We start from the raw sequence: 5995 nt of genomic DNA, 5'->3' as shown, positions 1-5995 counted from the left end.
GTCCCAAACCAGGTGCACTACCAGGCTGTGCTATGCTCCGATTCATCTCAGCTTGTACCGCTTATCGCTCGGTACGGTGTGCATTCTAGGCGTGACGCCCTGAGACGTCAACACCTATATTTAAAAAAAATTAAAAATCCGCTTCAACCGATTATTTATCAAGCATTTTAAGCATTTTTTAAGCAGCTTTCAGCGTTTCAGGCTGGCGCTGAAATTCAGCATGCGGTCTAAGGGCTGTTTTGCGCGCTCAGCCAGCTGCGGATCGACGAATACTTCCTGATCGCCCTGCTGCAGAACCTGCAGAATGCCGTCCAATTCATTCATCGCCATCCAAGGGCAATGCGCGCATGAGCGGCAGGTTGCACCCTCGCCGGCAGTCGGCGCTTCAATTAGAATTTTATCCGGCACAGCCTGCTGCATTTTGTAGAAAATGCCCCGGTCTGTCGCCACAATCAGGCGCTCATGCGGCAGGGTCTGAGCCGCTTTGATCAGCTGGGAAGTGCTGCCGACCGCATCGGCAATATCCACTACAGATTCAGGCGATTCCGGATGCACCAGCACGGCAGCGCCCGGATGCAGCGCTTTCATATTGGCAATGCCGCGCGCGCGGAATTCTTCATGCACAATGCAGGCGCCATCCCACAGCAGCATCTCAGCGCCGGTTTTCTTTTGAATGTAGCGGCCCAAGTGCTGATCTGGCGCCCAGATGATTTTTTCGCCCAGGCTGTCCAGATGCTCGATAATTTCCACTGCGCAGCTGGACGTCACCACCCAGTCTGCGCGGGCTTTGACCGCCGCCGAAGTATTGGCGTAGACCACCACGGTATGGTCAGGATGCGCATCGCAGAATTTGGCGAACTCATCGGCCGGGCAGCCTAAGTCCAGCGAGCAGGTCGCTTCAAGCGTCGGCATCAGCACGGTTTTTTCAGGCGAAAGGATTTTTGAGGTCTCCCCCATGAATTTCACCCCCGCCACCACCAGCGTAGACGCTTCGTGATCGCGGCCAAAGCGCGCCATTTCCAGAGAATCGGAAACGCAGCCGCCGGTCAGTTCAGCCAGCTCCTGCACTTCAGGATCACAGTAGTAATGCGCAACAAGGACCGCATTGCGCTTTTTCAATTCGGCAGCAATCAGCGCAAATTTTTCCTGTTTGGCTTTTTCAGTTAAAAGATGCTCTTTAGTTCCGCCCAAACGGTCTAAATGCGCCTGCACAATTGACTTTGCTTCATTGGCAATTAAATTGTTCGCATCATTCATAACAAGATCTTCTCTATCCTTAGCGCCCATGCTGTGCCATGGACTGTACCCAGCTTACCGGCCAAAAACGGCGTATCGGCTTTTTTGACCGGTCATTAAAAAGTAAGCATTATAAAAAAGCCTCGCAAAGGAGGCTTTTCAAAAAATCTGAAAAATCTTAAGAGCGGTAGTCCGCATTGATCTTCACATAGTCATAGGACAGATCGCAGGTGTATACCGTATCCTTAGCCTCACCGCGCCCCAAGTCAACGCGGATGGTCATTTCCGGCTGCGACATGACGCGCGCGCCGGCTTCTTCCGTATAATCCGCCGCCGCGCCGCCGTCTTTGCAGATCTGCACATCATCCAGCCAAACCTGAATTTTTTCAACGTCTAAATTTTCTACGCCGGCATAGCCAATCGCCGCTAAAATGCGGCCCCAGTTCGGGTCAGAAGCAAAAAACGCGGTTTTCACCAATGGCGAATGCGCAATGCTGTAGGCAATATCGCAGCATTCCTGCGTATTGGCGCCGCCTTCTACCGCAACGGTAATGAATTTGGTCGCGCCTTCGCCGTCACGGACAATCAGCTGCGCCAGGCGCTTCATGATGCGGGTCAATACTTCCGCAACTGCGGCATATCTCGCATCATCCTGTGATGAAATTTCCGCGCCGCCGGCTTGGCCTGTGGCCGCAAAGATGCAGGAATCATTGGTTGAAGTATCGCCATCTACCGTAATGCGGTTGAATGAAACATTGACAGCATCTTTCAGCAGCTGCTGCACCAGTCCGCGGCTGATCGGCGCATCGGTCGCCACATAGCTCAGCATAGTCGCCATATTCGGGCGGATCATGCCGGCGCCTTTGGAAATGCCGGTCATGGCATAAGTCACGCCATCCAGCACAAACTGCTCAGAAGCGCCTTTAGGCGTGGTGTCTGTGGTCATAATGCCCGCCGCCGCGTCCAGCCAGGCGTCATCTTTCAGCGAATCCAGCGCAGGCTGCAGGCCGGACAGCAGGCGCTCCATCGGCAGCTGCTCGCCAATTACGCCGGTGGAAAACGGCAGAACTTCAAAAGGCTCAACGCCGGCAAGCGCTGCAAATTTAAAGCAAGTGCTTTTGGCATTTTCCATGCCGGTTTTGCCTGTGCCGGCATTGGCATTGCCGGTATTAATCACCAGATAGCGCGGATTGCCCATTTCAAGATGCTTTTTAGACACATGCACCGGCGCCGCGCAGAATGCGTTTTGGGTAAAGACCCCGGCAGCATGGGTGCCTTGCGCAAATTCAAAAATGACCAGGTCGCGTCGGTTCGGATAGCGCACATAGGCTTCTGCAGAACCAATTTTTACACCTTTTACCGCATGCATCTGCGGCATTGCTACGTCACCCACAGCCATTTTTAAATATCCGTTTCGGTTTATTTGGAAAAGACAGCTTAGTGCAAAATCCGCAAAAAATCGAGCATCGGGCATCTTTTTAGCGTGTTTTTCTTGGCGCAGCTGCGGGCATAAAAAAGCCAGTCATCAGACTGGCCTTTGAATGGCAAAATGCAGCGCAGGCAAATCAGTTGCGCGCCAATTGGCCCGCTTCATTCAGCAGCGCCTGCTTGGCTTTCTGCTGGCTGGCGTCAGACAGCGCCGGATTTGCTGCGACAATGCGGTCTGCATTGGCTGAGTTGGCCGCCGCAATGGCTGCAGTCTGCATCACAATCGGGCGGTTAGGATTGGCAAAGGTGTAGCGGATGCCGGTGCGCGGGCTTGCGACCGTAATCTGGCCGTCTGCGCCGACCTGAACTTGCGCGGTTTTTGCGCCAAGCGCCTGCTGCACTTTATCCGGCGTAGTCGTCTGCGCGGAATTTGCAAAGGCAAGAGCAGGCATTGCAAGCGCAGCAATCATCAACGGCTGTAATACTTTTTTCATTGTGTGTTCCGTTTTCCGGTTGTCAATGTGAAACTAAATAACATTTAATCTGCCGGACTGCAAATACTATTGCCGGCCTGAAAAGTTTCCTGCACAAAAAAAATCAGAGCCTTGCGGCCCTGATTTCTGCAGGCAACGCTTAGATTTTGCCGTGGCACTGCTTGTATTTCAGCCCTGAACCGCATGGGCAAGGCGAATTGCGGCTTTCCGGCGCCTGAACGCTTTGCACCGGCTCAAACTGCGCATCAACTTCAAGCGCATTCGGATCTTCCGCCAGCAGGCCTTCAAATTCCGCATGCGACAGGTTCAGCTTCATGGCGTCGGCCTGCGCCTGCTGCTGCGCTTCCATTTCAGCCAATTCCTCAGCGGTCGGCACATGCACGCGGGACAGGTCAGTCACCACATCAGACTTGATGACCGCCAGCATGTTGACGAACAGGTTAAAGGCTTCTTTTTTGTATTCCTGCTCAGGGTTCTTTTGCGCATAGCCGCGCAAATGAATGCCTTGGCGCAGATAATCCATGGCAGCCAAATGCTCTTTCCAGTGGCGGTCAAGCGAATTCAGCATGAAATGGCGTTCCAGCATGGCGGACGACTCTTCACCCATTTGCGCGCGGCGCGCATGGTAGCGCGCAAGCACTTCATCGGTAATGCGCTGAACCAGCCCTTCCTCATCCAGGCGGCGGTCCTGCTGCAGCCATTGCTCAATCGGCAAATCAACAGACAGGTCTTCACGCAGGGCTTTTTCCAGACCCGCAATATCCCACTGGTCATGGATGGATTCAGGCGGCACATAGTTTTCAATGACGCCTTTCATCACTTCACGGATCATTTCTTCAATGTATTCCTGCAGTGAGTTTTCAGCCAGAATGTCATCACGCTGCGAGTAAATAATCTTACGCTGCTCGTTATTGACGTCATCGTATTTCAGCAGGTTTTTACGGATATCGAAGTTGCGCGCTTCAACTTTGCGCTGCGCGTTTTCAATCGAGCGCGACACCATTTTATGCTCAATCGCTTCATCTTCCTGCAGCCCCATGGCGCGCATCATGCCCACAACACGATCACCCGCAAAGATACGCATCAGGTCATCTTCAAGCGAAAGGTAGAAGCGCGAAACACCTGGATCGCCCTGACGGCCTGCGCGGCCGCGGAGCTGATTGTCAATGCGGCGCGATTCATGGCGCTCTGAGCCGATAATATGCAGGCCGCCGGAGTTCAGCACCATTTCATGGCTCTGTTCCCATTCGGCTTTCAGGCGCGCTTCATCTTCAGCAGCCGGATTTTCAATTTTCGCCAGCTTGGCTTTCCAGTTGCCGCCCAGCAGAATGTCTGTGCCGCGGCCGGCCATGTTGGTGGCAATGGTCACCGCTTGCGGCGCGCCAGCCTGGGCAATAATGTCCGCTTCGCGCTCATGCTGCTTGGCATTCAGAACTTCGTGCGCAATGCCGGCCTCTTTCAGCTTATCCGAAAGAATTTCAGAAGCTTCAATAGTCGCTGTGCCAATCAGAATCGGCGCAACGCCGGCTTCATGCACGCGCTGAATTTCCTGAATAATCGCGTTGTATTTGCCGTTGCGGTTTAGGTAAATCAAATCGTTCTGGTCGTTGCGGATCATCGGGCGGTGTGTCGGAATCAGCACTACATCCAGGCCGTAAATTTCCTTCATTTCAGCCGCTTCGGTATCTGCTGTGCCGGTCATGCCGGAAAGCTTTTTGTACAGGCGGAAATAGTTCTGGAAGGTTGTGGTCGCCAAAGTCTGGTTTTCCGGCTGGATTTCCAGGCCTTCTTTGGCTTCCACCGCCTGATGCAGGCCTTCTGACCAGCGCCGGCCCGGCATGGTGCGCCCGGTATTTTCATCGACAATAATCACTTCACCGTCATGGATGATGTAATGCACGTTGCGCTGATACAGGTAATGCGCGCGGATGGCCGCTGAAACATGGTGCACCAGGTTCAGGTTGGCGGATGAATACAGGCTCTCGCCTTCCGCCAGCAGGCCCATTTGAATCAAGGCGTCTTCAACTGTTTCATAGCCGACCTCGGTCATTTCAACAGTGCGCTGCTTTTCATCAATCCAGAAATGGCCGCCGTCCGCCACTTTCTCTTCTTTCTGCGGATGCAGTGTCGGCGGAATCAGGTTAATGGCAGCGTACAGCTGCGAAGAATCTTCACTTTGGCCGGAAATAATCAGCGGGGTGCGCGCTTCATCAATCAGGATCGAATCGACCTCATCGATAATGGCATAAGTTAAGCCGCGCTGTTTTTTCTCCGCCAGCGAGAACACCATATTGTCGCGCAGGTAGTCAAAGCCGAATTCGTTGTTGGTGCCGTAGGTAATGTCCGCGCGGTAAGCTTGCGCTTTTTCAGTCGGGTCCTGCATGGAATAGATGATGCCGATGCTTAAGCCCAGAAATTCAAACAGCGGACGGTTCAGCTCAGCATCACGCTGCGCCAGATAATCGTTCACGGTAATGACATGAACGCCTTCCCCGCTGATAGCATTCAAATAACAAGCAAGCGTCCCCATCAGGGTTTTACCTTCACCGGTGCGCATTTCCGCAATTTTGCCTTCATGCAGGGTGATGCCGCCGATCAGCTGCACATCATAGTGGCGCATGCCCATAACGCGCTTGGCCGCTTCACGGCAGACCGCAAACGCTTCCGGCAGCAATTTATCCAGGCTGTCGCCTTTATTATAGCGTTGTTTGAATTCTTCAGTTTTTGCAGATAAGTCTGCATCGCTTAGTGCAGATATCGTCGGCTCGAGCGCATTGATCTTCTCTACGATTTTACGCATGCGTTTGAGTTCGCGCTCATTTTTGGTACCGAAGATT

Annotated in this window: 4 protein-coding genes; all 4 read right to left on the bottom strand. The window is 53.2% G+C overall.

Going from position 1 to position 5995, the window contains the following annotated elements:
• Positions 1-189 precede the first annotated feature (189 nt).
• The gene (gene nadA, locus RSA72_RS09570; protein WP_332624050.1) at positions 190-1257 is read right to left on the bottom strand and encodes a quinolinate synthase NadA; all 1068 of its coding nucleotides are present in this window, start codon (positions 1255-1257) and stop codon (positions 190-192) included.
• Positions 1258-1414: 157 nt separating this feature from the next.
• Positions 1415-2635, bottom strand: coding sequence for a bifunctional glutamate N-acetyltransferase/amino-acid acetyltransferase ArgJ (gene argJ / locus RSA72_RS09565; RefSeq protein ID WP_332624051.1), 1221 nt, complete (start codon positions 2633-2635; stop codon positions 1415-1417).
• Between the two features lie 166 nt (positions 2636-2801).
• Entirely contained in the window at positions 2802-3158 is a 357-nt protein-coding gene (locus RSA72_RS09560) for a hypothetical protein (RefSeq protein WP_332624052.1), read from the bottom strand.
• 139 nt (positions 3159-3297) lie between these two features.
• A complete protein-coding gene (secA, locus tag RSA72_RS09555; protein WP_332633104.1) occupies positions 3298-5994 on the bottom strand; it encodes a preprotein translocase subunit SecA in 2697 nt (898 codons plus the stop codon).
• Position 5995: the final 1 nt, after the last annotated feature.

The sequence above is a fragment of the Acinetobacter sp. genome (assembly GCF_036659555.1).
Taxonomy (GTDB): domain Bacteria; phylum Pseudomonadota; class Gammaproteobacteria; order Pseudomonadales; family Moraxellaceae; genus Acinetobacter.
The sequence above is the reverse complement of the archived record's forward strand: the minus strand, read 5'-3'. Positions and strand labels throughout refer to the sequence as shown.

Excerpts from the sequence above, each read along its gene's own strand:
- argJ (WP_332624051.1), bottom strand. The coding sequence starts at position 2,635 with ATGGCTGTGGGTGACGTAGCAATGCCGCAGATGCATGCGGTAAAAGGT.
- nadA (WP_332624050.1), bottom strand. The coding sequence starts at position 1,257 with ATGAATGATGCGAACAATTTAATTGCCAATGAAGCAAAGTCAATTGTG.
- RSA72_RS09560 (WP_332624052.1), bottom strand. The coding sequence starts at position 3,158 with ATGAAAAAAGTATTACAGCCGTTGATGATTGCTGCGCTTGCAATGCCT.